Source organism: Megalodesulfovibrio paquesii (assembly GCF_054653055.1).
This window is the reverse complement of the sequence record NZ_BAAIGQ010000005.1, coordinates 718,027-743,805: the sequence shown is the minus strand read 5'-3', so window position 1 is coordinate 743,805 and position 25,779 is coordinate 718,027. Positions and strand designations below refer to the sequence as shown.

The following is a 25,779-nucleotide window of genomic DNA, read 5'->3' as shown; positions in this document are numbered from 1 at the left end:
CCTGTGTTAGCCAAGCAACATTTTGACATTGCGCAGCAACTTTTCCGGCTGTGCAGGCTTGACCATGTAGAGGTTTGCCCCCAGCTGCAAACCTTGCTGTATATCTTTTTCCTGTCCTTCCGTGGAGAGCACAACGATGGGCAGGTCGCGGTACAACTCCTGTTCACGCACCTGTCTGATAAAGGTGAAGCCGTCCATCTTCGGCATATTGATGTCGGAGATGATCAGATCCACCGCTTCCATGGAATACAGTTTCTCAAGGCCGTCCAACCCGTTTTCCGCGGCAGTGACTTTGTAGCCTTCCTTCTTGAGAATGAAGGCCACAAGGTTGCGCACTGTTTTGGAATCGTCCACTATCAGGATGTTGTTCTTGGCCACGGAGTCACCTTTTCCTCACTGTTTGAGGACCTTTTCCACTATCTTGTCGATGGAGATAATGCCCAGAAGGTCGTCACCACGACGCATCAAGGCATTTACTATTTCCACCATGCCCCCCATGCGTTGCTCAATGTTCCACTCAATCTGATCCTGCGCAACGCGGTACATGGTAGCGACCTGCTCCACCAACAACCCCACCTGCAACCCCATCCGCCGGCACACGATGATGAATCGCGCCCGGGGGGCTGCCCCGTCCTCTTCCTCTGCGTCTTGCATTCCCATCAGCGATGCAAGATTGATACATGCAGTGATTGTGCCACGCAAGTTCACCATGCCGGCCAGATACGGCGGAGATTCCGGGAGCTTGGTGGGCTCCACATAGCGGATGACTTCCTGCACGGCCTGGATGGGGATGGTGAATTCCTGATCGCCAAGAAAAAAGCTGACCAGTTGCAAATCCGGCAGCTTGCGCAGCGCCCCTTCAAAATCGCGCATCTGGGAAACATCGTGGCCCTGCTCGGCTTCCGCCTCGGGCGCAGCGGCCACCGGCTCTCCCGTGGCCGCGTCCACAGCCTGCTCCAGGGCCACGGCTCGGGCATCCACGGGGGCATCGAGCCCAAGCTTGTCGAGCACGTCCCCTTCCTTGACCCCCACATATTTTTCCAGAAAGGCGTGCTCGCCTTCGGTCAGCTGTGCCTGGGCGCTCTGGGTGGCAAATTCATGGGTCTGGAAATATTCTTCAGGACTTCTGCTCATGGCTGATGATCTCTTTGGCAAGTTGCTGGTATTCCAGGGCGCCGCGGCTTTCGGGAAAAGCGTCGGCAACAGTGCGCCCCTGGGCACTGGCCTCGCGGAATTTCGTGTCCATATGGATGATGGTGGAAAACATGTTTTCCCCAAGCTTTTCCTTCAAGAGCATCAGTACCCGCCGGCAGGCACCGGCGCGGGCGTCGAACATGGTTGGCAGCACACGATAGCGCAGGGGCTTGGCTCTGAGCTTGTTGAGCGTGCCAACTGTTTCAAACAGCAATTTCAACCCGTGCACGGCCATGAAGTCCGTCTGCAGCGGAATCACCAGCAGATCCGCAGCCACAAGGGCATTCACCAACAACACTCCCAGGTGCGGAGGACAGTCCAACACAATGTAGTCATATTCGTCCAGCACGGATTTCAATGCTTGTTTAAGCAACAATCCCTTGCCCTTGCGCTGGCTCAAGTCCACCTCCAGATCCGAGAGGCGTTTGTGTCCGGGCACGAACTCAAACCGCTTGCCCGGTTCCCACACACGTCCCTTGCTCCAGAGGGTTTCCAGCGCCGCCCCTTCGCGTTGAAACAGGTCAAAGACCGTCACTTCCATGTCTTCCGGATAACACCGCAAGTGAATGGAAGCGCTCACATGCGGATCCATGTCCACAGCCAGAGTGCGTTTGCCATAGTTGCCCAACGCGGCGGAAAGAGAAAGCGCCGTGGTGGTTTTGCCGACTCCGCCTTTCTGGTTGGCCACTGCCAGCACACTAGCCGGCACGAGACTGCCCCTCCATGGCGCGAGCCGCATGCGACGGCATGCAACGCTTGCTTGACACTGTCAATTCCTTCGGCGCGTTCCGGTCATTCTTTACGGTAAATAATGGCCCCGGGATGATGCACCGGCTTGAATGCGCGCGAGATGTTGTGCAAGGACTCGGAATGGCCGATGAGCAGATAGCCTCCGGGCAGCAGGTTATCGTAAAACGACGAGATCACGCGCTTCTTCATGGCGTCGTCAAAATAGATGATCACGTTGCGGCAAAAGACAATTTGCGAACGCTCCACCCGTTTGACGGCCATGCGGTCGTTCAGGTTGATGTGCCCAAAGGAAACAAGGCGCTTGACCTCCGGCTTAACCCGGTATTTCACGCCTTCCTGGATGAAATACCGGGTGATGATTTCCTTTGGCGTTGTCCGGAGGGCGTAGTCTGTGTACACGCCTTCACGCGCAGAGCGCAAGACGGCCTCGGAGAGGTCGTTGGCCGTGATCTTGATGCTCCAGGTGGGCAGCTCGCTGCCCAGCATCTCATGGATGATCATGGCCAGGGTATACGGCTCCTCGCCTGTGGAGCAGCCGGCGGACCAGATGTGGAGCTTTTTGGATTTGAGCTTGCGCTGTTCTTCCAGCACCTCGGCCAGGACTTTTTCCTGGAACACCTTGAGCTGGGGCGGATTGCGGTAAAAGCTCGTTTCGTTGGTGGTAATGACCTCATACAACTTGGTCAGTTCATTGCGCTTGTTCGGATCGAACCGAAGGTAGTAGAAATATTCGCTGAAATCCTTGAGGTTCAGCACCTTGAGCCGACCAGCCAGCCGGTTTTCAAGCAGGTATTTTCGGTTGTCCGCAATATAGATTCCGCTGAGTTCATAAATATAATCCCTCAGCTGGGTAAATTCCGTATCGCCGATCTTGATATCCTTGCGCTCGGCGACGCCGCTGGAGAACAGGGCTGCCATCAGAGTTCTCCCTCTTCGCTTTTGAAGCGATCCACCGCGGCCTCAGCTGCGGCTGCCACGTCGGGGTTGTCGCTGGTCAGGGCTTCCAGCAGGGCGCGGAAGGCCGATTCGCCACCAATATCGCCCAGGGCTTCCACGGCTTTGATGGCCACCAGGGTATTTTCATGCTGCACAAACGGGGCGATGAATCGGACGCTGTCCAGGTCGCGACGCTGGGCCAGGGCCTCCAGGGCCCGGACCTTCACCCAGTCATCCTCATCATGCAGCGCCTGTTCCAGATAGGCTGTCACATCCATGCAGCACTGGCCAAGCACTTCCACCACAGCCAGCCGCACCTCGCGGTTTTCATCGGAAAGCCGCCCCAGCACTGCCGGGATCAGGGTATCCATGCTTTCGCACACGCTGCGCAGGCCTTCCAGGGCCAGTTTGCGCACTTCCGGAGCAGGGTCTTCCAGGGCCTCGCGCAGCTGATCCAGAGACTCTTCCACATTGGTCCGGCTGAAGACATACACGGCCATGAGGCGGTTCATCATCACGGTGCTGTGGAACAGCTCCCGGAACCGCTCCAGCACCCTGGGGCCGTTGATGGCCACGCAGGCATCCAGGGCAGCGTCTTTGACATCGTCGAACGGGTGTTCCAGAAACGCAAACATGGTATCCACGGCCGGAGCGTGCCGCAGGATGGGCCCGAGAATGTGAATGGCGCCTTTGATGACCGTGGCATCCTTGTGCCGCTCCAGCAAATCCATGAGAAAGCTTGTCAGGGAGGCGGTATCTGCGCTGCCTGTTTCGGCAAGCGCTGCCGTCAGGGTTTGCATGGCGCTCATGATATTGCGCTGCATGTCCTGGTCTTTGTTCCAGAACTCGTCCACCAGCAGGCCGATGGCGGCAGGATCGCCGATGAGCCTGATGGTATTGACGGCCAGCATGCCCTCTTTCCAGGACCCTTCCCGAACGCTCACTTCCAGCGCAGGACCATAGCCGATGCCAGCCAGAGCGCCAGCCAGCTGTTCCAGCCGCTCCTGATCCACCACAGGGTCCAGCGCCCCGCCCAGGCGAAGGATGGCCTGGGTGGCGTCATCACCCCCGACATAGGACAGGGCCTGAATGGCGGCGTCCTGGATGTCTGTATCCTCGTCTTCCAGGGCTTCCAGACTGTATTTGTGGATGCGGGTGCGATCCGCCTCGGAAAGCATGGCCATGCTTTTGGCGCCCAGGATATTGACCACTGCCTTCACAAATTTGCTGCGCAGGGCTGGCGTGGCGGCATCCATGCGCCGCAAGAGCAGCACCGCCGCCTTCATGGAGCCCATTTCCCCCAGGGCTTCCACAATCATGGACGCCACCAGATCCGTGGCATTATCCAGGGATTTGGCCAGGGCCTCCACGGCAGAATCGTCCCGGATTTTGGTGATGGCCTCAATCACCGAGAACTGGACCCACTCTTCATCCTGCTGCAGGGCCTTGGTCAGGCAGGGGGCGGCTTCGGAAAAGCCCAGCGCCCCCAGGCTCACGGCAGCCTGATACCGCACGTTCACGTCCGGGTCCTTCAGCAGGGCATCGCACAGGGGGCCCACCGCCAACGGCGATTCGGACGATCCCAGGATATCGGCCATGAAGATGCGCAGATCGCCATCCTCGCTTTTGAGCATGACGATGCAGGTATCCAAATCTTCCTGGCTGATCTCACGCAAGAGATCCATGGCCAGGTTGCGCAGGGGGGCATCGTCGGAAGACAGCAACGGAGCAAGCGCGCGAACCGCCTCGGGAGAAGGGATACGGCGCAAGGCCTCATCCGCCGCCTCCTGCACACCCAGGTTCTCGCTTTGCAGATGCTGCACCAGAAACGGCAATGCTTCCAGACACTTCGTCTCCCCCGCCGCGAAGCAGCCCTCACGAATCTGGTCCACATCGTCGCTTTGCAACAACGTCATGGTATCAGGACAGACTGTCATAACTTCTCCCTGCATTAAGTTCCCGGAAGGCGGTACATACATGAACACGGTGACAGGCGCACGACAACCTTGCGCATCAGGCTGGCGCCTGTGCTTCCGTCCCCCCCTGCACAATGCATGGAACGCTGCCCCCTGCGGGCGCGACCCCAACTGCCGGCTCTATTTTTTATAGAGATTCGCCAGAATGGCGCCGGCCATGTCGTCAATATCCAGTATTTCGTCAGCCAGCCCGGCATCCACGATGGCCTTGGGCATGCCGTACACCACGCAGGATTGATCGTTCTGCGCCAGGGCCCGACCGCCCTTGGCCTTCAGAATCTTCATGCCCTCCATGCCATCGCTGCCCATGCCGGTGAGGATGACGCCCAGCGCCCGACGGCCGACCCCTTCCCCGACAGATGTCATAAGCACATTTGCCGAAGGCTTGTACAGCGCGTCGGCGGGCTCGCTCATTACCCGCACATCGATGCGTGAAACTTTTTGCTCAATGCCCAGGTGCTTCCCGCCAGGAGAAACGTATGCCACGCCGGGCATAAGCCGTTCGCCGTCCTCCGCCTCCTTGACCGTGATTTCGCAGACACCATCCAGCCGCTTGGCAAAGGGGCCGGTAAAGGCCGCCGGCATGTGCTGGGCGATGAGAATGGCTGCCGGAAAATCCTTGGGCAGCGCGGAGAGCACCTTCTGCACCGCAGGCGGGCCGCCGGTGGAAACGCCAATGGCCACCACGTCGCGCACCGGGGAGCCGGCAGGTTTCGTGACGGGCGCCACCGTGGCGGAGGCGGCTGCCTGCGCCGACTCCGCCGCAGTGGCAACGGCCCCGCCGGAATAGGCGGATACGCTCAGGCGCGTGGTTGCCCCGCGCGAGGGAACAGGCGGGCGAAACCGACGGCGGGCAATCTCCTTGACCTTGGCCCGGAGTTGCTCTTCAATCTTGATGATGTCCAGCGTCACCTTGGAGAGTTGCTTGGGAATGAAGTCCACGGCGCCAAGCTCCATGGCCTTGAGGGTTGCTTCGGCCCCTTCGGTGGTCAATGAGCTGATCATCAGCACCGGCTTGGGATTCTCCATCATGATGCGCTTGAGGGCCGTCAAGCCGTCCATCTGGGGCATCTCAATATCCAGGGTGATGACGTCAGGATTGTGCTTGCGGATCAGCTCCAATCCTTCCGCACCGTTCTTGCCTGTGGCAACAACGCGGATTTCTGGATCTTTTTCCAGCATCGTCTGAATGGCCTTGCGCATGAAGGCGGAATCATCCACCACCACCACGCTGATGCCGCGCGTCGATCCTCGTTCCCGGCTTGCAATCACAACTGCTCCTCGCTGTCTGTCCTCGTAGTTCAGTACGGCCCATGCTCGCACACAGGCGGCTTTTTGTCCATGTGGAGCCTTGGTTTGCCCGCAAAAATTGCTGCGTGCAAGGAAAAAGACTTGTCAAAGCCCCGCGGCGCGTGTAGAGACCTTTCTTCCATTCGGGATGTGGCTCAGCTTGGTAGAGCGCCGGGTTCGGGACTCGGAGACCGCGCGTTCGAATCGCGCCATCCCGACCAGTCTTCCCAACGCGCCGGTTTTGCCGGCGCGTTTTTTTTGGCTCCAGGCACGCTAATACCGCCGCGCCCTGGCCCAGCGCCAGGCTGTTTCGATGATGCCGTCCACCTCGGGATAGTCCGGCGTCCAGCCCAGGGCCTCGCGGGCTTTGCCACCGTCGGCCACCAGGGCGGGGGCATCGCCGGCGCGGCGGGGCGCCACACGATAGCCGATATCCTTGCCGGTCACCCGGCGGGCCGCCTCAATCACCTCCAGCACGCTGAACCCGCGGCCATTGCCCAGGTTGAACAGGTGCGCCCCTTCGTGCTGTTCCATGTAGGCCACGGCGGCCAGGTGCGCCCTGGCGAGATCGTTGATATGAATGTAATCCCTGAGGCATGTCCCGTCGGGAGTGGGATAGTCGTCTCCAAAGACGGTCAGGCCCTGGCCTCCATCCTGCCCCGCCAGCGCGGCGTTAAGCACGTTGGGGATGAGATGCGTCTCTGGATTGTGGGCCTCGCCAATCTCCCCGGACGGGTCCGCTCCAGCGGCATTGAAATAGCGGAACACCACCGAGGAAAGGCCATGGGCGGTGCGGTAATCGGCCAGCATCTGCTCCACCATGCGTTTGCCATGCCCGTAGGGGTTGATGGGCCGGGTGGGGTCGTCCTCGCGCAGGGGGCGGGAAAGACCGCCACCCTCGGGCTCGCCGTACACCGCGGCGGTGGAGGAGAAGACAAACCGATTGACCCCGGCCTTGCGCATGGCCTCCAGCAACACCAGGGTGCCGGTGACATTGACGTCATAATACACACCCGGCATGACGACAGACTCGGACACGACGATCAGGCCCGCAAAATGCATAACCACGTCAAAGGCGTTGGCCGCGAAGATCCGCTGCACCGCCTCGGCGTCGCGAATGTCCGCCACCGCCAGCCTGGCCCCGCCGCACGCCTGGCGATGGCCTGTGGAAAGATTGTCCAGCACCGTCACCTGGTGGCCGAGTTGCGTCAAGAGTCTGACCATATGCGAACCAATATAGCCGCATCCGCCAGTGACCAAGGCATGCACGGGGCGCGATGGCATCATCAAGGAACCAGACATTTCACCCTCCAATGGATGGTTGTCGCAAGCATGCCGTGTGTACGTGTGTTCCCTGGCCCTGGCAAGTCCCGCCCGGCCCGCTCCGGCGCGCGCATCGGATGCCCGCCTGGCGCGGCGATCGGGCGTCCGTCCGGAACGTGGCCGCCAGCGCATCCGTCTTGGCATCGTGCGACCGTTCCCGTATCCTCCTACACACGCCCGCAGGCCCGGGCAGGAACAAGACCATGAGATCCTCCACCCTGCACCCTCTTGTTTTGCCAATCCTGCTGCTTTGTTGTGTCGCCCTGCCCCATGCGGCCATGGCCTATGAGAAAACCACGCTGGTGATGCCGCCCCCACCGGGCATGCTCACCCCGGAACGGCTGGACACCATGGCCTCCCGCATTCTGGATACGGGAGTGGCCCGGGACGCCATCCCGCCCATTGATCGCCCGGAATTCATGTCCATCACCGACGCCAATCTGGTCATGGACGCCGGGGATCCGGTCTTTCTGCTGGAAGACGCCTCCCCTCCGCGCATCTATCCCCAAATGACCCTGGTCTGGCATGCCGTGGTCAATGAGGTGGAAGGGACCGGCCCGGCCAGTGTCCGCCGTTCGGTCACGTATTGCCCGCTCACGGGTTCCGTGGTGGCCTATTCCGGCACAGTGGGCTCCACCGTCACCACGTTTGGCACTGCAGGCCCCCTGCTGGAGAACAACACCCTGCTGTACGACCGCGCCACCGGCTCCCTCTGGACCCAGCTCGCCGGCCTGTGCGTCAAGGGGCCACTCAAGGGTGCCAGGCTCAGCCCCACCCCCCTGCTCTGGACCACCTACGGCCGCGCTGCCGCCAGATACCCCAACGCCCTCGTCCTCTCCAAAGCCACGGGCTTTCGGCGCGACTACTCGAAAGACCCCTACGGCTCCTACACCCGCAACGGCACCTATTACGACAACAACGTCCTGGTGCATCCCGTCTCAACTCTTGACCGGCAACAGCCGCTCAAGGAGAAAGTCCTCGGCCTCATTCTGCCGGACATGCTGGTGGCCGTGGTCAAGAACTCGCTGCGCCATGCCGGTGCGGCCAATTTCGACGCCGGGTCGTTCCCCATTGTGGCCTTGTGGGATGAAAGCCTGCACGCCACGCGGCTGTTCGATCGCCGTGTGAACGGCCAGCCCCTGGCGTTCGCCAAACTGCCCCAGGGTATTTACGACAGCACGACCCGGACCCGCTGGAGCCCCACGGGCGAGGGACTTGAAGGCCCCCTGGCCGGCTCCAGGCTGACCCGGCTGCCCAGCTTCACGGCCATGTGGTATGCCTGGGCGGCCTTTTTCCCGGAAACCAAGCTGTACAACTGGACTCCCGAGCTGGAGCGCGAATCCATGCGCAGCTTTCCGGACGCCATCCCTCCCCGCCTGGAGGCCCTGCTCCGCAACCCGCCAGCTGACAATGCCACCGCCAACAGCACAGCCAATGCCACCGCTGGCCCAACCACCAACTGACAGGATTTGCGCATGCCTCTTGCCGTATTGTCTGATGTCGAAGGGACCCTCACCCACCGCGGTCAGGCGCTGCCCGGCGCGGCCGAGGCGCTGGCCGAAATCAAACGCCGGGGGCTGGGCCTGCGGCTCATCACGAACATTACCGCCCGCACCCCGGAGCGCATCGCCGCCGATCTGGCCGGGATGGGCCTGCAGGTGGAGCCCGGCGAAATCCTGACTGCCACCATGGCCTGCCTCGCGCACATGCGCACGTTACGGACCGCCCGGCCCCCCCGGACACCCCAGGCCGGCCTGCGCTGCGCCCTGCTGGTGCCAGAGGCCGTGCGTCCGCTCTTTGCCGATATCGAAGACTGCATCGTCGCCGGTCCCGGGCAGGCCCATGCCGGCCATAACACCCAGGCCAGCCCCGACGTGGATCTGATCATCATGGGCGACCTTGGCGAAGGCTTTTCCTACGCCCTGCTCAATCAGGTGCTGCGCTGGATGCAGGGCGGCGCCGAGCTGCTGGCCCTGCAGAAGAACCCGTTCTGGTTTGCCGCGGACGGCCCCCGGCTGGACTGCGGGGCGTACGTGGCTGCCCTGGAAGCGGCCACGGGCGTGCAGGCCCAGGTGGCTGGCAAGCCTTCGCCGCTCTTCTTCGGCCAGGCCGTGGCCTCCCTGGGGTGCCGTGCGGAAGAGGTGCTGGTGATCGGGGACGACCTGCTCACCGACGTGGCCGGCGCCGTGGCCATTGGTGCCCGCTGCGCCATGGTCGGCACGGGCAAATGGAAGCCGGGGCAGGAGGCGCAGTTGCGCCCTGGGGACTACTTCCTGCCGAGCCTGTTTGACCTGCCCGCCCTGCTGGACAGCCTCCCGGTCTAGCCTGTTTCACCTGTTGCCGCGGGGGCCGTGGCGGAAGGCCGTGCCCGGAGATGATCGCTTGCCACCGCCCCGCCCCCCTGCTACTGCCATGGCCAGCCGTCGCCCCACGCTCCCCGCGCACAGGGAAGCCTGGAACAGGGTTGGAACAAGACTGGGAGCATCCCCGGGAGCACACGCCATGGCAGCCTATCTCGTCATCCAGACCATCGCCGTCACCGATCCGCAGACCTATGACCGCTACCGGGCCCAGGCCCGGCCGCTCATCGAAGCCGCCGGCGGGGAGTATCTGCTGGTCAGCAAGGCCGTGCAGGCATATTCCGGGGACTGGGCGCCCCAGCGCGTGGTGCTGATCAGGTTCAAGGATGTCGAGACCCTGAAGGCCTGCTTCGATTCGCCCGCCTACCAGGCCATCGACCCCCTGCGCAAGGCCAGCGTGGTGGGGCAATCGGTGATTGTGGAAGACTGAGTTCCCGCCACCACTCCCACCCGCGCAGACACCCATCATGCTGCAGTCCCTCCCCCGCGCCGTTGTATTTGACTTCGACGGCACCCTGGCCGAGCTGGTCATAGATTTCGAAGACATGCGTCGCCGCGTGGCTGCGGTGGCCGCGGAGTTCCTCCTGCCTGCACCCGTGCCGGGCAGCACGCCGGTGCTGGAATGGATCGACACCACCCGGCTGGAAATTGCCGGCCGCTGCGGGCATGACGCCGGGGTTCACTTTTTCTTCCAGGCGCACGCTGCGGTGACGGGCCTTGAGCTGGAAGCCGCGCTTCGCGGCCGGCTGTTCCAGGGCACCCGCCCTCTCCTGCAGCAACTCCGGCAGGCCGGAACGCGTCTGGGAATCATCACCCGCAATTGCGACGCCGCGGTGCGGCAGGTTTTTCCCGATGTGAACGACTGGTGCGAGGCGTTTTTGCCCCGCGAAGGCGTTCGCCGGGTCAAGCCGAATCCGCAACACCTGCTGGAGGCGTTGACGCTGTTGCAGTGCAATCCTGCGGAAGCATTGATGGTGGGCGATCACCCCATGGACATCGCCACGGCATTGCGAGCTGGCGTGCAGGCTGCTGGCGTGGCGTCCGGCAGAGTCGGAATGCAGGCCCTGGCCGACGCCGGTGCGCATGTGGTGGCCGCGGATGCGCCGGCCCTCTTCGCCCATCTGCTGCCTGAGACATGAGATGCTGTTGACTGCAACAGCTGGCACGCACCAGTCAGGCGCAATGTAAAATAGCGGGTTGCACAGTCGCTTTCTCTTGATTTGCATCGGGATTCCCCGTACCATCTTTCCGCATTTTACTGTTGCTTTCACGTTCAGCGAAGTTTCGCCGCAGGAGCTTTCATGGCCAAGCCGCCCCTTCTTCCGCCCCCGCGTCCCCAGTCCGAGGGCTTGTCCCTGCGTTTGGGCGTGCAGTCGGCCCCCCCGGCGCAAAAGACGCCAGGCGCCCCGCCAATCCGCCCGGCCCAGCCCGCGAATCCTGCCCCGCTTGGCCTGCAGGCGAAACGTCCGCCGCGCCGCCCCGAACGCCCCCGCCGCAAGCTGGGCGAAATGCTGCTGGAGGCCGGACTCATTGCCGAGCCCCAGCTGGAGGCGGCCATCCTGGAACACAAGCAGGCCAGGCCCCCCATGCGGCTGGGCATGTTCCTGGTGCTGCGGGGCTATGTGGACGAAGCCCGGCTGCTGCAGCTCCTGAGCGAGCAATTGCAGATTGAGCGCTATTCCCCGGCGGATTTTCCCCTGGATCCCGCCCTGAAGCACGCGTTTTCCGAACAATCGGCCCGGCAGCACGAATGCGTGCCCCTGCGCAAGCGCGGCCCCGTGTTGTGGCTGGGATGCCTGGACCCGTCCGACCTCTCGGCCCTGGACAACGCCGCCGAAACCATCCGCCAGGATGTGGAGCCCGTGCTCTGCACCAGGGTCGAGCTCAACGCCCTGCACAAGGCCATCTACGGCGCAGACCGCGAAGCCGAGCCCGCGCAGCCCAGGATGGAGGACGAGATCTTCCCGGATACAGACCCGGAAATCGCAGAGCCGGCAGTCGCTGAGCTCCAAATCGCGGATCTGGAAGTCGGGGATCTGGAAGACGCGGATCTGGAAGACGCGGATCTGGAAATTCTGGACGTGCACGACCTGCTTCCTCCCGAACACATCGTCCCCCTCGAAGAAGTCCTGCCACCCGGCACAGAGGCGCTGCCTCCTGAGGCGGAGGGAGCCCCCGCCGCCCCCGAGACGGACGATCATGAGTTCTCTTTTTCGGATGAGCTGCCCACAGTCGAGGCAACATCCTCCTTCAGGCAGGCCGTCAGCCCCGACACAGAGGCGCCCACCCCGGAGACGCACACGCCAGCGGCCCCCCTGGAGATGGCTCCCGAGCCGGCTACGCCCGCTGAACCGGTCAAATCTGAGCCAGTCGGATCTCTTGAGGCGGCGTCACCGTCGGTCGCCGAACCTCAGGCTGATCCGCTCACCCGGGTCATCGACCGCATCCTCGCTGCCGCCCAGCACGCCAGGGCCAGCGACGTGCATATTCTGCCAGAACATGACCGCATTTCCCTGCGGTTTCGGGTGGATGGCGTCCTGCACGAGATGGCTGCCCCCCACCGTCGCATGCATGAGACCCTGGTTGCCCGGCTCAAACAGCTTGCCGGCCTGGACGAGACCATCGCGTCGATGCCGCAGCAGGGCCGCGTGGTTCTGCCGCTCAAGGGGCGCGAGGTGCTGGTGCAGGTAGGCTGTCTGCCGACCATCCACGGCGAAAAGGTGGTGCTGCATCTCCGCGATGCGGCCAGCGCGCCGCTGGGCCTGGAGGATCTGGGCCTGCGCAGTGCGGAGCGGGCCAAACTCGACCGCTGGCTGGAAAAGCCCGGCGGCCTCTTCCTGACCTCAGGCCCCGCCGGCAGCGGCAGAACCGCCCTGCTGTACGCCCTGCTCCAGCAACTGGCGGGCCGGCAGCGCAGCATCGTCACCCTGGAAGAAACCGTGGAGCACCCGCTTCGGGGCGTGGCGCAGATCCCCTTGCACCCGCGGACGGGCCTGACTTGCGCCGCAGGGCTGCAGGCCGTGCTGCAACAGGATCCCGACGTGCTCATGGTCGGTGAAATCCGGGACAAGGACACGGCCAGCCTGCTCCTCGACGCCACCCTGGACGGGCACAAGGCCCTGGGCTGCCTCCTGGCGCCCGATCCAGGCGGCACGGGGGGCGCGCCGGGAGCCCTGAGCCGGCTTGCGGACATGGGCCTGGAACCCCACCGCATCGTCGCCACAGTGCAGCTGGTGGCCGCCCAGCGGCTGGCACGGCGCGTCTGCCCTGATTGCAAGGATGAATTCACCCCTGACGAAGCCATGCTCAAGGCCCTGGGCGCGCGCCTGGCTGGCCGGGAATCCCGCGTGTTCCGGGCCAAAGGCTGCACGGCCTGCCAGGGCATCGGCTATCGCGGCTACACGGGGTTATTCGAACTGCTGGAAATCGACCCCATGGTCCCCATTGTGGCGCAGCTCATCCTGCGCGGCGCCTCGGCCAGCGACATCAGGCAGGCCTGCCTGGAAGTTGGCGCCCTGCGCACCCTGCGCATGGATGCGGCGGTAAAGGTCCTGGAAGGTCTTACCACCTTTGAAGAATTTCTGCGCGTTGGAGTTTCCTGATGCCAAGATGCCGTGCAATCATCACCCGCCGCTGTTCCACCTGCCTGGGCCTCATGGCCGCCACCCTGGCGGCGGCGCTGAGCCTGGCCGCCTGTGCCGGCGAGCAACGTCCCGTGGAGCCTCCCCACGAAAGCACCGCGGCCCTGGCGGCGGAATTCGAGGGCCTCTGCCTGCAGCAGGCCACGCCACATCTTGGCGATGCCCAGGCCAGGAGCATGTGCGGCTGCATGGCCGACAACCACCGCACCCAGCTCGCCCCTGGTGAGATCCGCCTGCTGATCCGGGACTACCGCGGGGAAATCTCCGAGGAAGAGCGCCAGCAGAACATGGACTTGAACCAGCTCTTCGTCCACGATACCGCCGTGGCCGAAGCCTGTCAGAAGGATCCCACCTTCCGCATTGACCGGCGCCTTTCCCTGATGGATCAGGAGTTCTGGGGCGTGACGGTTTCTGGCACCGCCAGCATGACTGCCAGCGCCCCCTGAAGCACATTCCGGCGGACGCGCACACGAAACCCGGCCTCGGCCAGCAGGCCGGCTGCGCCGCCGCGGGTCAGGTAGTCGCGGAACATCCGGTAATGCCGCCGGCCGGCCAGACGTTCCGGCACGTGCGCGACCCATCGCGCCAGGAGTTCCCTTGCCCTGGAACCAGCGCGGGGCCGGGCATCTCCGGCGTATTCTGCATAGTCTGCCACCACCACAGCCCGGGCCACGCGACCGGCTTCGGCCAGGGCAGCCCGGCGCAGGGCCGGTTCCATCTCATGCAGGCAGAGGGAAAAGAGCGCCGCATCCACCGCCCCATCGGCCAGCGGCACGGCGGCGGCATCTCCCTGCACGAGCAACGCCCGTCCCTCCATCCTCTCCCGCCACGCGGCCCGCAGCATGGCCGGCGAACGGTCCAGCAACAGGCACCGTACGCCCAGGTGGTGCAGCGCCACGCATTGCCCGCCCGTACCACCGCCCACGTCCAGCACCAGCCGCCAGCCCTCCTGCGCCGCCAGCGCCGCCACCTCCGCCCGCACGGGCGCAAGCAGCGGCTCCAGCAACGGCGCGTAAATCTTTGCGATCAGACGGTATTCATCATCCACAGCATCTGCCTTACGCCCGGCAGCCCTGGCGCTCCAGCCAATGTTCCAGACGAGTAAGCCCTTCCTCAATACGTTCCAATGACGTGGCGTATGAGAAGCGCAGATGACCCTCGCCGCCCGGCCCGAAGTCCACGCCCGGGGTCACGCCCACGTGGGCTTCCTCCAGAATGCGGTTGGCCAGGGCGATGGAATCCGCCCCCAGATCACCACACAGGGGCCGCGCATTGACGAACACATAGAACGCGCCCGTGGGTTCCGTAAGCAGGGAAAAGCCCATGCCCTTGAGCCGGCGGATCATCAGCCGGCGGCGTTCGTCGTACTGCCGGCGCATGGCCTCCATGTGCGGGGCGCAGTCCCGCAATGCCGCCACCCCGGCCCACTGGGACACGGCATTGGGCGAGATGAACAGCGTTTGCGTCACGGACGAAACAGCCCGGGCCAGCTGCGACGGAAAGATCAGATACCCCAGCCGCAGGCCGGTCATGGCGAAACGCTTGGAAAAGCCATCCAGCACCAGGGCCTCGGACGTGGCCTGCAGGGCCGAGACGTCCTGCGGGGCGGCCTCACCCTCGCCGTACACCAGTCCATTATAGATCTCGTCGCTGACCAGACACGGCGCCACCGCGGCCAGTTCGCGCAGCCGGGGCAGGCTCAGGCAGGTTCCCGTGGGGTTGCCGGGGGTGTTCACCAGCAGCGCCTTTACCCGCGGCCCCATGGCGTGCCGCACTGCCGCGGCCGTGGGCTGGTAGCCCTCTTCCTCGCGCACGGGCACAAAGCGCGGTGTCCCGCCGGCCAGCCGCACGAAGTTGGGGTAGCAGGCGTAATGCGGATCAGCCAGAAGCACTTCATCCCCGCAGTCCAGCAGGGCCGAGAAGGCCAGGAGCATGGCCGGGGAGACGCCATTGGTCACGGCCACGCGGTCCGGAGTGACCTGGACCTGGTAATGCGCCGCGTACCACTGGCAGATGGCCTCGCGCAGCTCGGGCAGGCCCAGGCTGTGGGTGTAATGGGTGTGCCCGTCGCGCAGGGCCTTTTCGGCGGCCTCGCGGATGGGGAGAGGCGTTTCGAAGTCCGGCTCGCCCACCTCCAGGTGCACCACGTCGATGCCGGCGCGCTGCATGGCCTGGGCTTTTTCCAGAATTTCCATGACATAAAACGGCTTGACCTGAGAGGCTCGCTGCGAGGGTGCAGGAGCGGAGCATGCATGCATGAGCAATCACCTGTGCACTGGCCCGCCGGCCGATCCATGATGTCGGCTCGCTGTTCCCGGCTTGACCGGGGCCTGTGGCGGGGTTACATTAGAGAAAAGTATTCCAAGACCGTCGGCTGCCCCCTGACGGCAAGTCATGGAGAGACGGCATATGACCAGCGACCTTACCTGGCAGTCCATCCTGGAGGCTGAACGGTTCAACCAGAGCAGCATCGCCAACACCATGCGGATGCAGTACAACATCCACAAGATGACGAGTGTCAACGGCGAATCCCTGCCTCTGGCTGTGAATGTTGGCGAATCCGCACAAAAACCGATGATCTTCACCACCGCTGGCGAACTGCTGGAACGCATGGCCGGCAAGCTCTTCAGCGAAAGCGCCTGATCTGGCGCGCATCCTTCACTCCCGCCACTGCCGGAGCGCCCGGGTACAGTCCGGTTCCGGCAGTGGCCTTTCCAGCAGGCTCCGCACCATCTCCCGCAGCTGGGTCAGTTCCGGGGCATCCGGCAACGTTCCAAGCAGTGTATGGATGTGCCCCTGGGCGTCCAGGAGGGTTCTGCTGCGGCCATAGCGCAGCTGGTTCACCCAGCCGCAGAGCAGAATCTTGAAGTCGTTTGCATAGCGCATGGCGCTGTAGCTGCCATTTTTTCCTTGCAGAATATCCTCCAGCAAGGCTGGGGTCCAGCGGTCCGGGTCTTCCTGCACATGCAGGGTGACCACGGGGTTGGACGCGTCGGGCGCGCTGAAATGGGCAGCCATGACCCGGATGATATCCAGCTTGTCCGCATCGCGCACCACTTCCGTCAGGCCCTGCAACGCCGGGGCGATGCCTCGCGGCAGCTCGCGCCGGTTGTGCAGCATCACCGCCGCCAGCACCATGCGCCGGGCCGCAGCCGGCATGGTGGCGCAGGCCGCCTCCGCCCGCAGGTGCCGTGTCCCCAGGCGGGCATGGTTCACGGACTTGCCATCATGAAAGGTCTTGTACCGCGCGTACTGCGGGAATCTTCCAAAATCGTGCAGCAGCCCGGCAACCAGGCAAAGATGTTGCGCCGGCGCCGGCAGGTCCAGCGAGCCGGCGATTGCCGCGGCGTTGTCCATCACCCGCCAGGAATGCTCGCGCTTGAGCTCAATATTGTGCCGGTCCCGGGCATCTCCATTGCAGTGCCTGGCCACAAAGGCCTCAAAGGTCTCGGCCAGCCCGCCCAGCTCAGGCGCGTGAACCATGTTTGCGCTCCCCGGCTTCGCCCGGCGTGGCAGGCCCGGCAGGCGTGGCAGGCGTGATCCCGGCCTGTGCGGCGGCCTCAGCCTGCTCCCGGGCCTCCCTGGCTCTGGCTTCCTGAATGGTTTCCAAGCCTTCTGGCCTGAAACGTCCTCCGGGGCCAAAGAGTTTGCGCAGGTAGAGCACCACGGCGCCAAAGATGATGGCCACAAAGGCGATTTTGGCCACAAAGGGCCAGAACCCCATGGGATACGCGGCATCAAAAGGCCAGAAATCCCAACCGGAAGCAGCCCCGAGGATGGCGGCAAGAGCGCTGTTCATGATGATATCTTTCTGGATCTAGGCAAAAAAGTTGACAAATGAAGTGCATATTCCGCCGTTTGGTGTAGCCCCTGGCGCAGGCAATTGCAAGCAGGCCGGCCATTGTGCGCAAACTGTGCAGGCTATCACCAATTTGGCCGTATTGGCAATTGACGCCTGCGTTAATCCGTGGTTACTATTCGTCCTGCCTCATTTTTTGCACACTTCCATCCGGAGCCGGGTGCATGAAGTTTCTGATTGTGGACGACGATTTCGACAGCCGCAAGCTCTTGCAGAAAATCCTCCACCCCTTCGGCTATGTGGACATTGCCGTGGACGGTGAGGAAGGTGTGGAGGCGTTCCGCACCGCCTGCAAGGAACGCGAGCCGTATGATCTGGTATGTTTGGACATTCTCATGCCCAACATGGATGGCCAGAAGGCCCTGCGCGAAATTCGCGAAGTGGAGCGCGAGCTCCTGGGCGAAGGCTGCAAGCAGGCCAAGGTCATCATGATCAGCGGCCTTGACGACAACCGCGAAGTGCACGACGCATTCTTTCTCGGCGACGCCACCTCCTACATCGTCAAGCCCATCCGCAAGCAAATGCTGCTGGAAGAAATCGCCGCCCTGGGCCTGACACTGGCCCCCATGGCCGAGTAAGACGCACACGCCGTCTGTACTTCACCTCCGCACCCGGTTTTTTCCGGTGCGGCGGTTGTGTCCGGTGCGTTTCGCCCCCCGCTTCCATGCAAAAAACACTCAATTTGCCTGCCCGGATGGCTTGCAGTCACGCCCATGCGCACGTATGAGTCGTCATGGGCCGGGACATAGCCATTCCAGTTGCCCCAAGCCCGAGACGGCTTGGCGCGCGTTCCCGTTTCTTTCCCTACCCTGGAGGAATGTATGATTCCTGATGAACTGCTGTATACCAAAACGCATGAATGGATCCGTATGGAGGAGGATGAAGCTGTGGTGGGCATCACGCATTTTGCCCAGTCCCAGCTCGGCGACCTCACCTTCGTGGAGCTTCCCAAAGTTGGCGATACCCTGACTGCGGGCGAAGAAATGGGCTCCGTGGAATCGGTCAAGGCCGCCAGCGAAATCTATTCTCCTGTTGATGGCGAAGTCATTGCCATCAATGAAGAATTAGCTGACACGCCCGAGGTCATCAACGAAGACCCCTACGGCGAAGGCTGGATGGTCCGCGTGCGGGTGACCGGCGGACAACCCTCCGAAGGGTTGTTGACCCCTGAAGAATACGCCGACCTGCTTGAGGAATAATCCAAACCAAAGGACCGGCCACCCCACATGCCATACATTCCCCATACACCTGAGCAGACCCAGGCGATGCTCGAAGTGGTGGGCGTTTCGTCGCTGGAAGCGCTCTTCCAGGATATTCCTGCGTCCATGCGGCCGAAGTCGTTCAACATTCCTCCAGGTATGAGCGAGCGGGCCGTGTGCGCCCGGCTGGAAGAACTGGCCCGCGCCAACAAGACCGACGTGGTCAGCTTTCTTGGCGGCGGGTTTTACGACCATCACATCCCGGCCATCGTGGACGCGCTTTCCTCCCGCGGCGAATTCCTCACTGCCTACACGCCCTACCAGGCCGAGGCCTCCCAGGGCACCTTGCAAGCCATCTTTGAATACCAGACTGCCGTGAGCCGGCTCTTCGACATGGATTGCGCCAACGCCAGTGTGTACGATGGCGGCTCGGCCCTGTTCGAAGCCTGCATGATGGCCGTACGGGCCACCAAGCGTTCCCGCATCGTGGTGGATGAGAGCCTTTCTCCCATTTACCGTACCATGCTGGCCACTTACACCACCAATCTCCATCTGGAGCTGGCCACGGTGCCGCATCAGGCCGGCGCCTCCAGCCTGGAAGCGCTCCTGGCCGCCGTGGATGAACGCACCGCAGCCGTGGTGGTGCAGAATCCCACCTTTTTCGGGACCATCCACGACTACACCACGCTTTTTGCCCACGCCAGGAGCAAGGGGGCGGTCAGCGTGCTGTCCGGCTATCCGGTGCTGCAGTCCATCCTTAAAACGCCCGGGCAGATGGGCGCAGACGTGGCTGTGGCCGAGGGCCAGAGCCTGGGCCTGCCCCTCTCCTTCGGCGGCCCGTATCTGGGGATCATGACCTGCACCAGGGATCTGGTCCGGCAAATGCCCGGCCGCATCGTCGGCCGCACCGTGGACCACCAGGGCCGCACGGGCTATGTGCTGACCCTTCAGGCCCGCGAACAGCACATCCGTCGCGCCAAAGCCACCTCCAACATCTGCTCCAACCAGGCCCTCTGCGCCTTCCGGGCATATGTGACCCTCTGCGTCCTTGGTCCCCAGGGGCTGGCCCGCATGGCCGAAGACGCCGTGGACAAGGCCCATTACGCGGCCGCACGCCTGAGCGCCCTGCCCGGGGTCCGGATGCTCTCCGATGCTCCGTTTGGCAATGAATTCGCCGTGGTGCTGCCGCGCAACGCCCATGAGGTGGTGGACAAATGCGCCAGCCGCGGCCTGGTGCCGGGCTTCCCCGTTGGCGGCTATTACGCCGGGATGGACAACGTCCTGCTGGTGGCCTGCACCGAGAAAACCAGCCGGGAGCAGATCGGTCATCTGGCTGAAATGGTTGGAGGGATGCTGTGAAAACCATCTTCGCCAAGTCCGTCCCCGGCCGCGAAGGGACCATGCCCGACGCCCCGGCCGCTCCAGCCGCCGCGCACCTGCCCGCCAGCCTCCTGCGCCAGAACGCCGCCCGGCTGCCCGAGGTGTCCGAACTCGACGTCATGCGCCACGTCAGCGAGCTTTCCCGTCGCAACTTTGGCGTGGACACCAACTTCTACCCCCTGGGCTCCTGCACCATGAAGTACAATCCGCGCTTCATGGAATACGTGGCCGCCCTGGACGGTTTCACCCGGCTGCACCCGCTCATGGCCCAGCTGCGCGGGGCCGGGCACTTCACCCAGGGCGCCCTGGAAGTGATGTACGAAACCGAGCAGCTGCTCTGCGAAATTACCGGCATGGCCGCCTTCACCCTGCATCCCATGGCCGGCGCCCACGGCGAACTGACCGGTGTCATGAGCATTGCGGCTTATCACCGGGACAAAGGCAATAAAAAAACCAAGGTCATCTGCCCGGACTCCGCCCACGGCACCAACCCCGCCACCGCCGCCCTGGCCGGGTACGATGTGGTCAACATCGCCTCTGTGGATGGCATGATCGATCCCGAGCACCTCGAAAACGCCCTGGATGACGACGTGGCCGCCGTGATGATGACCTGCCCCAACACCCTGGGGCTCTTTGAGCGGCATCTGGACCGCATCGTCACCCTCACCCACGCCAGGGACGCCCTGCTCTACTACGATGGGGCCAACCTCAATGCCATCCTCGGCAAGATGCGCGTGGGAGACGTGGGCTTCGACGTGGTCCATCTCAACCTGCACAAGACCTTCGGCACCCCGCACGGCGCTGGCGGCCCCGGCGCAGGCCCGGTGGGTGTGGCCGAACGGCTCGTGCCTTTCCTGCCCATCTCCCGCGTGGTCAAACTCAAGGACGGCCGCTTCTTCCTGGACTATGACTACCCCAAGTCCATCGGCTACATGGCTCCATTCTATGGCAACTTCGGCGTGTTCCTGAAGGCCTATGCCTACATCCTGCGCCAGGGCCGCGAGGGCCTGACCCGGGTGAGCGAATACGCGGTCCTGAACGCCAACTACATGCGCAAGCGCCTGGAATCGCACATTGAAATCCCGCACGACCGCCTGTGCATGCACGAGTTCGTGGCCACAGCCGTGGCCCAGGCCAAGCATGGCGTCCGGGCGCTGGATCTGGCCAAGGCCCTGTTGGACAAAGGCCACCACGCCCCCACGGTCTACTTCCCGCTCATCGTCAAGGAATGCCTGATGTTTGAGCCCACGGAAACCGAGAGCCGCGAAACCATGGACCAGTTTGTGGACGACCTGATCGATCTGCTCATCCAGGCCGAGCAGGACCCCGCCGCCCTCCAGCACGCCCCCCACACCACCCCCGTGGGCCGGCTGGACGAAACCAAGGCCGCGCGGGACATGGTCCTTGTGGACGACGCGTAGTATAAGGTAACACGCCGGGATACAGCTGGAAATCTCGCAATAAGGCTTCCACCTGTATCCCGTTCCGCCATCCTTGCTTCAGTGCGGTTCCCCTCAACTGGAGGGGGCGCGGGGGAACGCAGTTCCCCTGCTTCATGCCTCATCCATCCCCGCAGGATCTCTCATGCGCTCCTTCGACCTCCTGATCATCGGCGGCGGCCCGGCCGGGCATGTGGCCGCCAGGGACGCCGCAACCCGCGGCCTCTCGGTGGCCCTGGCCGAACAGCATCTCCTGGGCGGCACGTGCCTCAATGTCGGCTGCATTCCCACCAAGGTGCTCCTGGGGGCGACTGCCGCGGCAGCCGAGCTCAAATCGCAGCAGAAACGTCGCCTGTGCAAAGGGGAAATAGAATTTGATCTCAAAGCCTTGATGAAGCGCAAGGACCAGCTCGTGGCCGGTTCGCGCGCCGCGGTGGAAAAAGAGCTGACCGGCCTGGGCGTCACACTGCTCAAGGGCCCGGCGCGATTCGTCCATGCCACGCAGGCCGCGGTGCGAACCTCTGAAGGCGACGTGGAGGTAATTTTCCGACAGGCCATCGTGGCCACGGGCACGCGCCCCGCCGGCTTTCCAGGCCTGGAGGCCGACGGCAACCGCGTGCTGGACTCCGACGCCCTGCTCTCAATCACCAACATTCCGAAATCCATCATCGTCCTTGGTGGTGGGGCCATTGGCCTGGAGCTGGGAGAATGGCTTTCCCGCCTGGGCACGGCCGTGACCATCGTCGAGGCTGCAGATCGCCTGGCCCCGCTGGAAGATCCGGAAATCAGCGCCCAGCTCAAAACCGCCCTCGGGCGCGAAGGCTGGAGCATCCATCTCGGCAAAAAAGCCATTACCTTGCAGACTGTTGGTGAGACTGCCCGCTGCGAACTGGAAGACGGCACCGTGCTGGAGGCCGAACTCGCCCTCATGGCCCTGGGCCGGCGTCCAAACACCGGAGAATTGGATTTGCAAAATGCGGGCATTGACACGGATCAACGCGGATTTATTAATATAGACGAGATGTTGAGAGCTTCTGAAACAGTTTTTGCCGTGGGCGATGTCAACGGGCGTGCGCTGTGGGCCCATGCGGCCATGCATCAGGCCCGGCATGCAGTCCGGAATATTATGGATGAAGTTGAGACGCCGTACCCCTTCCCCAGCATGCCAGGTTGCATCTACGGCACACACGAAGTGATGCGCGTGGGGAAGACATTGCAGGAACTGGAGAACGAGCCAGAGGTGTCCGAGTCCCGGGCAATGCTGGCCGCCAATCCCCTGGCCCAGGCCCATGGCGCCTCCGCCGGGATCATCAAATGCTTTTGGGCAGGTGGCCATCTGGCCGGGGTGACGGCCATGGGCTGGAACGTGTCCCACTTGGTAACACTGGCACAAACCCTTGTAAATCAAGGCATGACGCAGGACAAACTACAGGATTTGGTGTTTGCGCATCCCACCTTGGATGAAGCGCTGGAAGCTGCACTGACAGCCCCCCGGACAACATTGTTCCGGCCAGGCGGGATGAGTGCTTGAAATCTCCAGAGGATTTGGTAGTGGTGGGGTGTGGGCACTGCGGATGACCAAAGATTAATTCAGGCCGCCCTGCCTGAAAATGCCCTCGGGAGACGGAGTAATTTTTTGGGCATGTTGGCCGGTCAGATGCACTTTTTTTCAACGGATGGTTTACAAAATTTTAGTAACTCGTGTATGCTCAGTTTCATGCAGTGGACGAGTGGAGGGCCTTTCGCCAGCTTGAAGCTGATGGAAGGCGTGGGGAAACCATCCGCCAACAGTTTTGTGGAGGTTACGGTTATGATGCGTATCAAGGGTTCTTTTCTTAGCATGTTGCTGATGGTCGCCTGTGTGCTCGCCATCGCCATGCCGGCTGAGGCTAAGTGGAAGAAAGTCCCCAAAGTGGATAACTTCATCTTCTTCCAGGACCATTCTGGTTCCATGGCAATGCACATGAAGAAAGTGAAGGGCGACACCAAGATCGTCATGTCCAAGCAGGTGATGGCTGCCATGAACGACGCCATCCCCGATCTGGGCTACAATGCCGGTCTGGATACCTTTGCTCCCTTCAAAGAATATGTGAAGATGGGCGCTTACGACAAGACCGCCATGAGCGCCGGTATTGAAAAAATCAAGACCGAATACCCCATCTTCCAGCGCCTGACCCCCATGGGCCCTGGCCTGATGGAACTGCGGCCCGTGCTTGACAGCCTGTCCGGCAAGACCGCCATCTTCCTGCTGTCCGACGGCGAACACAACAAGGGCATTGACCCTGTTGCCGAAGCCACGGCCATCTACAACACCTACCCCAACGTGTGCTTCCACGTCGTGTCCTTCGCCGACTCCGAATACGGCAAGTCCGTGCTGGAAGCCATCGCTGCTCTGAACGACTGCTCCTGCGGCGTCGTGGAAGGCACCCAGCTGCGCAGCGATGCCACCGCGCTGGAAAACTTCGTCAAGTGCGCTCTGTATGACCTGGTCAACGTGTGCGACGGCGAAGTGATCATGTTCCGCTCCATCCAGTTCGATTTCGACAAGTCGAACATCAAGAAGGAAATGATGCCCATCCTGGATGAAGCTGCCAACATCATCAAGGAAAACGACTGCAACTACGAAGTTGCCGGCCACACCTGCAACATCGGCACCGAAAAGTACAACCAGGGCCTGTCCGAACGCCGCGCCGCCTCCGTCGTGAAGTACCTCTCCGGCAAGGGCGTGGACGCTTCCAAGCTGCGCGCTGTGGGCTACGGCGAACTTAAGCCCAAGCATGACAACAAGACCCGCGAAGGTCGCCGTCTGAACCGTCGCGTTGAAATCCGCGTGCTCCCCGAGTAGGTTTATTGCCTGCCAAATCGCGGACTTCTAGTCTTACCTCGGCGGCGCGTCTAGACGCGCCGCCGTTTTTTTATATATATACACTTGGCGCGCCGGACGTTACCCCGAGTACTAAGACAAGGACTGCGCCAAAGTTCTTCGGACCAAGGTCCAGGACGCGCTTGGAGCCAAGGTCCGGACCAAAGAGCAGGGTTGATGCTTGTTGCCGCCAGTCGGTAGGCCTCGCTGCCCGCATCTGCCGAATGCCTGCCGCCTGGAACACCGCGCCGGCATCCGTTTTCCGCCAGTTTTTTACCGCGTGAACGCATGGGAATCGCCATGAATCCAAAGCCATCCCGCAGTGTGACCTTCATTGGCGCATGTTTGGTCTGTTCACTTGCCTGCGTGTTGACCACCGCGGCAGTGACTTCCGCCAAACCTGCCTCTGGCAAACGCTCCCTTGTGTTGCCCAAGGGCACTGTCACCGAGTGGAAGCTTGTCCCTCCGCCGGCACAGGAGGCCTTGCCAATAACCTGGGGCGTTACCTCGTCAGGAGACTGGCTGCCACGATTCGCTCTGTACCTGCCGAGCGTCTCCTCCCTGGCGCCCCGTGTCCAGGCCCAGGCCGAACAGCGATTGCCCTTTGACACTGCGGGCTTTACCGCGCCGGCGTTGGAAAAATGGCTCGCCTCCGCCCTCAAGCGCACCCGGGCGCTGGAGAAAGAACGCGAGCTGGCCCGCAAGAAGGAAGAAGAGGCCGAACGCGCCAAGGCCAACGCGGCCTATGTGCCGCCTGCGTCGGCCACACCCCCCGCCGCAGTGGCTGGCGCGCCTTCCGGGTCAACAGCCCCCCCGCCGGCCACGCCCATTACCGGCGCCTTGCAGCAGGCCCAGATTTCCCAGACTCCTGACACCCCCCCTGCGGCCAAGACCCCTTCCGCCCCTGCCTCGCCCGGCGCCAAGGCGCCCGCAGCCTCAGCCACTGCCGGCGCGTTCAATCAGGCCGCCATCACCAAGGCCCCCGAACCACAAAAGACACCGCCGGCGCCCGCTGGCTCCGCGCCTGCCACCCCCTCTGCCTTGGGGCAAGCGGCGGTGACGCCCAAACCAACGCCCGGCACGGCTCCTGGCCAGCAGGTGGCCGCGCTGACCCCTCCGCCCGCCCCTACAGCCCCGGTAGCCCCTCCCAAAACCAGCACCATCACCCAACCCTCCGCCTCCAAGCAGACGCAGGATCCCACGGTGCTGGCCACGCCGGAAGGCAAATCCGCGCATGATTCATTCCGTCAGTTCTGCACCATGTTCGTGAAGAAGGTGGAATCCAGCTACGACAAGGGCACCCTCAGCAACATCAAAGTGGAAAAGCGGGGGCTCAAATACGTGGCGCAATACATGGCCGTGGACCAGGACTCCGTGCAACTGCTGGTCAAAACCTCTGGTTACGACCACACCCCGTTTGTCGGGGTCCTGCAGTACTCGGAGCAACTGTTTGAGGCAGAGGGGGATTCGGCCCAGGCCGCCAAGGCCGGGGCCTTCAAGCTGATCAACTCGGTCAAGGTGCGCGAGCTGTTCCGGTACGCCAACAAAAAGTGGCAGTTCTGAGGTCGC

At 62.9% G+C, this 25,779-nt stretch carries 25 protein-coding genes and 1 tRNA gene; 15 read left to right on the top strand and 11 right to left on the bottom strand.

Going from position 1 to position 25,779, the window contains the following annotated elements:
• Positions 1–6: 6 nt before the first annotated feature.
• From ACYQ00_RS09945 to ACYQ00_RS09920, 6 genes are all read right to left on the bottom strand, one after another.
• Positions 7–378 (bottom strand): response regulator, encoded by a 372-nt coding sequence (locus tag ACYQ00_RS09945; protein WP_460031982.1) that lies wholly within the window; start codon positions 376–378, stop codon positions 7–9.
• 15 nt (positions 379–393) lie between these two features.
• Entirely contained in the window at positions 394–1,134 is a 741-nt protein-coding gene (locus ACYQ00_RS09940; RefSeq protein ID WP_460031981.1) for a chemotaxis protein CheW, read from the bottom strand.
• Entirely contained in the window at positions 1,118–1,903 is a 786-nt protein-coding gene (locus ACYQ00_RS09935; protein ID WP_460031980.1) for a ParA family protein, read from the bottom strand. The genes ACYQ00_RS09940 and ACYQ00_RS09935 overlap by 17 nt, the downstream gene beginning before the upstream one ends.
• Positions 1,904–1,986: 83 nt before the next feature.
• Positions 1,987–2,862, bottom strand: coding sequence for a CheR family methyltransferase (locus ACYQ00_RS09930; protein ID WP_460031979.1), 876 nt, complete (start codon positions 2,860–2,862; stop codon positions 1,987–1,989).
• Positions 2,862–4,817, bottom strand: coding sequence for a HEAT repeat domain-containing protein (locus ACYQ00_RS09925; RefSeq protein WP_460031978.1), 1,956 nt, complete (start codon positions 4,815–4,817; stop codon positions 2,862–2,864). The genes ACYQ00_RS09930 and ACYQ00_RS09925 overlap by 1 nt, the downstream gene beginning before the upstream one ends.
• A 159-nt stretch (positions 4,818–4,976) precedes the next feature.
• Entirely contained in the window at positions 4,977–6,059 is a 1,083-nt protein-coding gene (locus ACYQ00_RS09920) for a protein-glutamate methylesterase/protein-glutamine glutaminase (RefSeq protein WP_460032506.1), read from the bottom strand.
• Positions 6,060–6,290: 231 nt separating this feature from the next.
• On the opposite strand from ACYQ00_RS09920, the gene ACYQ00_RS09915 reads away from it, so the two are divergent.
• Positions 6,291–6,367 (top strand) — tRNA-Pro (locus ACYQ00_RS09915).
• A gap of 52 nt (positions 6,368–6,419) precedes the next feature.
• Here the strand turns inward: ACYQ00_RS09915 and galE are convergent.
• A complete protein-coding gene (gene galE / locus ACYQ00_RS09910; RefSeq protein ID WP_460032505.1) occupies positions 6,420–7,430 on the bottom strand; it encodes a UDP-glucose 4-epimerase GalE in 1,011 nt (336 codons plus the stop codon).
• Between the two features lie 242 nt (positions 7,431–7,672).
• Between galE and ACYQ00_RS09905 the strand changes: the two genes are divergently transcribed.
• The 6 genes from ACYQ00_RS09905 to ACYQ00_RS09880 all read left to right on the top strand — a co-directional run bounded on the left by ACYQ00_RS09905 (position 7,673) and on the right by ACYQ00_RS09880 (position 13,916).
• Positions 7,673–8,932 (top strand): DUF3179 domain-containing protein, encoded by a 1,260-nt coding sequence (locus ACYQ00_RS09905; protein ID WP_460031977.1) that lies wholly within the window; start codon positions 7,673–7,675, stop codon positions 8,930–8,932.
• Positions 8,933–8,944: 12 nt separating this feature from the next.
• A complete protein-coding gene (locus ACYQ00_RS09900) occupies positions 8,945–9,793 on the top strand; it encodes an HAD hydrolase-like protein (protein WP_460031976.1) in 849 nt (282 codons plus the stop codon).
• A gap of 178 nt (positions 9,794–9,971) precedes the next feature.
• Positions 9,972–10,259: a DUF1330 domain-containing protein gene (locus ACYQ00_RS09895; RefSeq protein ID WP_460031975.1), complete on the top strand. Its 288-nt coding sequence runs from the start codon at positions 9,972–9,974 to the stop codon at positions 10,257–10,259.
• A gap of 37 nt (positions 10,260–10,296) precedes the next feature.
• Positions 10,297–10,968: an HAD family hydrolase gene (locus ACYQ00_RS09890; RefSeq protein WP_460031974.1), complete on the top strand. Its 672-nt coding sequence runs from the start codon at positions 10,297–10,299 to the stop codon at positions 10,966–10,968.
• Between the two features lie 162 nt (positions 10,969–11,130).
• On the top strand, positions 11,131–13,431 hold the full coding sequence (locus ACYQ00_RS09885) for a GspE/PulE family protein (RefSeq protein ID WP_460031973.1): 2,301 nt from the start codon (positions 11,131–11,133) through the stop codon (positions 13,429–13,431).
• Positions 13,431–13,916 carry a hypothetical protein gene (locus ACYQ00_RS09880; protein ID WP_460031972.1) on the top strand — a complete coding sequence of 162 codons (486 nt, stop codon included), beginning with the start codon at positions 13,431–13,433 and terminating at the stop codon, positions 13,914–13,916. The genes ACYQ00_RS09885 and ACYQ00_RS09880 overlap by 1 nt, the downstream gene beginning before the upstream one ends.
• Here the strand turns inward: ACYQ00_RS09880 and ACYQ00_RS09875 are convergent.
• Both ACYQ00_RS09875 and ACYQ00_RS09870 read right to left on the bottom strand, forming a co-directional pair.
• Positions 13,856–14,518, bottom strand: a complete 663-nt coding sequence (locus tag ACYQ00_RS09875; protein ID WP_460031971.1) for a methyltransferase domain-containing protein — start codon at positions 14,516–14,518, stop codon at positions 13,856–13,858. The genes ACYQ00_RS09880 and ACYQ00_RS09875 overlap by 61 nt on opposite strands.
• A 10-nt stretch (positions 14,519–14,528) precedes the next feature.
• Positions 14,529–15,728, bottom strand: a complete 1,200-nt coding sequence (locus ACYQ00_RS09870) for a pyridoxal phosphate-dependent aminotransferase (protein WP_460031970.1) — start codon at positions 15,726–15,728, stop codon at positions 14,529–14,531.
• A gap of 151 nt (positions 15,729–15,879) precedes the next feature.
• Between ACYQ00_RS09870 and ACYQ00_RS09865 the strand changes: the two genes are divergently transcribed.
• Positions 15,880–16,113, top strand: coding sequence for a hypothetical protein (locus ACYQ00_RS09865; protein WP_460031969.1), 234 nt, complete (start codon positions 15,880–15,882; stop codon positions 16,111–16,113).
• A gap of 15 nt (positions 16,114–16,128) precedes the next feature.
• On the opposite strand, the gene ACYQ00_RS09860 is transcribed toward ACYQ00_RS09865, so the two are convergent.
• On the bottom strand, positions 16,129–16,953 hold the full coding sequence (locus tag ACYQ00_RS09860; RefSeq protein WP_460031968.1) for an HD domain-containing protein: 825 nt from the start codon (positions 16,951–16,953) through the stop codon (positions 16,129–16,131).
• Positions 16,937–17,269 (bottom strand): hypothetical protein, encoded by a 333-nt coding sequence (locus tag ACYQ00_RS09855; RefSeq protein WP_460031967.1) that lies wholly within the window; start codon positions 17,267–17,269, stop codon positions 16,937–16,939. The genes ACYQ00_RS09860 and ACYQ00_RS09855 overlap by 17 nt, the downstream gene beginning before the upstream one ends.
• 224 nt (positions 17,270–17,493) lie before the next feature.
• On the opposite strand from ACYQ00_RS09855, the gene ACYQ00_RS09850 reads away from it, so the two are divergent.
• From ACYQ00_RS09850 to ACYQ00_RS09820, 7 genes are all read left to right on the top strand, one after another.
• A complete protein-coding gene (locus tag ACYQ00_RS09850; protein WP_460031966.1) occupies positions 17,494–17,907 on the top strand; it encodes a response regulator in 414 nt (137 codons plus the stop codon).
• Between the two features lie 243 nt (positions 17,908–18,150).
• A complete protein-coding gene (gene gcvH / locus ACYQ00_RS09845; RefSeq protein WP_460031965.1) occupies positions 18,151–18,528 on the top strand; it encodes a glycine cleavage system protein GcvH in 378 nt (125 codons plus the stop codon).
• Between the two features lie 27 nt (positions 18,529–18,555).
• Positions 18,556–19,887: an aminomethyl-transferring glycine dehydrogenase subunit GcvPA gene (gene gcvPA, locus ACYQ00_RS09840; RefSeq protein WP_460031964.1), complete on the top strand. Its 1,332-nt coding sequence runs from the start codon at positions 18,556–18,558 to the stop codon at positions 19,885–19,887.
• Positions 19,884–21,329 (top strand): aminomethyl-transferring glycine dehydrogenase subunit GcvPB, encoded by a 1,446-nt coding sequence (gene gcvPB, locus ACYQ00_RS09835; RefSeq protein ID WP_460031963.1) that lies wholly within the window; start codon positions 19,884–19,886, stop codon positions 21,327–21,329. The genes gcvPA and gcvPB overlap by 4 nt, the downstream gene beginning before the upstream one ends.
• A 163-nt stretch (positions 21,330–21,492) precedes the next feature.
• Positions 21,493–22,878 carry a dihydrolipoyl dehydrogenase family protein gene (locus ACYQ00_RS09830; protein ID WP_460031962.1) on the top strand — a complete coding sequence of 462 codons (1,386 nt, stop codon included), beginning with the start codon at positions 21,493–21,495 and terminating at the stop codon, positions 22,876–22,878.
• A gap of 309 nt (positions 22,879–23,187) precedes the next feature.
• Entirely contained in the window at positions 23,188–24,192 is a 1,005-nt protein-coding gene (locus tag ACYQ00_RS09825) for an OmpA family protein (RefSeq protein ID WP_460031961.1), read from the top strand.
• Between the two features lie 501 nt (positions 24,193–24,693).
• On the top strand, positions 24,694–25,773 hold the full coding sequence (locus ACYQ00_RS09820) for a hypothetical protein (RefSeq protein ID WP_460031960.1): 1,080 nt from the start codon (positions 24,694–24,696) through the stop codon (positions 25,771–25,773).
• Positions 25,774–25,779 lie beyond the last annotated feature (6 nt).